Raw genomic sequence first — 1,576 nt, forward strand, 5'->3', positions numbered from 1 at the left:
AAAACCGACGCTCCTATAAGTTGTCAATAGGCAGTTTGCGGGAGCGCTCCCTTCAATTCGCACAGGAGCTCGTAATACCTCCTCTCCAGTTTCGTCGACCGCCGTCTCCCATGTTCCAGGTGACCGAGTGAGGCCGCGGACATGCCGAGCCCCGCGGCGGCCTGCTTCTGGGTCACCCGCATCGCCTTGCGCATCTTCGCGAGCTCGGGGCCTTCCGGCGCGGCGCCGTCGGGATTCGGGTCCATGAGCACGCGGTACACCTCCCGCGCTATGTAGCGCTTCAGGCAGCGGATCGCCTCCCTCCGGGACTTCCCCTCGGAGGTTCGCTTCGCCACGTACCTCTTCGTCCTCTCGTCGTATGCCATGCGCTTGATCGCGATCTCGTAGAGCGCCCAGTTCGCCTGCCGGTTGCCGCCGCGGTTGAGCCTGTGCCGCTCCGTCTTCCCGCTCGACGCGGGGATCGGGGAGACGCCGCACAGCATCGAGAACGCCGCCTCGCCCTTCAGCCTGCCGGGGTTGTCGCCGGCGGCCACGACCAGGGCGGCGGCGGTCGTCGTGCCGCAGCCCTCGATGCCGAGCAGCGCGGGCGCGTTCGCCTCCAGCAGCGCGCGGATGCGCTCGTCGAGGGACTCGACCTGGCTGCGGGCCTCCTTCCAGACCGCCGCGACGGACCGCAGCGAGGCCAGCACGCTCTCCTCGAGCGCGTCGCCCGCCTTCCTCCCGCGCGCGAGCAGCGGCATGAGGTCCTTCGGCCGCTCGCGGCCCCTGAACCGCTCCCTCAGGGCGCTCGGGGCCGTCGTGAGCATCGACTTCGCGCAGGCCACGCAGGACGTGGACGTCGCGACGGCCAGCCTGCGCGCGACGTAGAGCTGGCGCACCGCCTCGACCCAGCCGTCCTGCGACTTCGGCACGGAGCAGCCCCTCCCGGACGCCGCCTTGCGCGCCGCGCGCTCGGCGTCCAGCGGGTCGCTCTTCCCCTCGCCGGGCCTCGCCTTGTCCCTCTTGGGCCTGAGCACCTCGACGACGTTGTACCCGAGCTCCACGAGCCTCCTCGTCAGCCCGGCCCCGTACGACGCCGTGCCCTCGACGCCGACGACCATGCAGCTCCCCGGGTCGCCTATCGCCTCCGCCAGCCTGTCGTAGCCCTCGGGGTCGGCCCCGAAGCTCCCGCTCCAGATCTTCCTCCCGAGGCCGTCGAGCAGGCACAGGACATGCACGTCCTTGTGCGTGTCGACGCCCGCGATGACCGTTTCGCCTTCCATTTTCGCTCCCCTCGGTCTGCCGCCTGCTCCGCGCCCGGGTCTCCCAGACATTGCACTGACGGGAGCGCTACAATCAAGTTGCCTTATCCGATTGTCCGCGCTCATGCTCCTATTAGGTCATGGCAGGACTCCGGGTCGCGGAAGCCGGGGCGAGACAGGTCGGATTTGAGGACGGCCGAAGAGGCGTCAGCAGGTCAGTGGGTCATCGTCCCGGCGTTCAGCATCAGGGTAGCGCTGCGACGCGGAAATCGCGCGCTGTTGACGCGCCCCCGCAGTGCCCGCTTCCCCCAAGGACAATTATCAGTGCAGGTAGA

The 1,576-nt window shown here is 69.0% G+C and carries 1 protein-coding gene; it reads right to left on the bottom strand.

Annotated features, from left to right (window positions below; all coding sequences use genetic code 11):
* Nucleotides 1-23 precede the first annotated feature (23 nt).
* Entirely contained in the window at nt 24-1,262 is a 1,239-nt protein-coding gene (locus AAA138_RS09815; protein ID WP_349090670.1) for an IS110 family transposase, read from the bottom strand.
* Nucleotides 1,263-1,576 lie beyond the last annotated feature (314 nt).

This window comes from Collinsella sp. CLA-JM-H32B (assembly GCF_040098065.1).
In the GTDB taxonomy this organism is placed as follows: Bacteria; Actinomycetota; Coriobacteriia; order Coriobacteriales; family Coriobacteriaceae; genus Collinsella.

Bases quoted from the DNA above. Each gene is read 5' to 3' on its own strand.
- AAA138_RS09815 (WP_349090670.1), bottom strand. From the start codon at position 1,262: ATGGAAGGCGAAACGGTCATCGCGGGCGTCGACACGCACAAGGACGTG.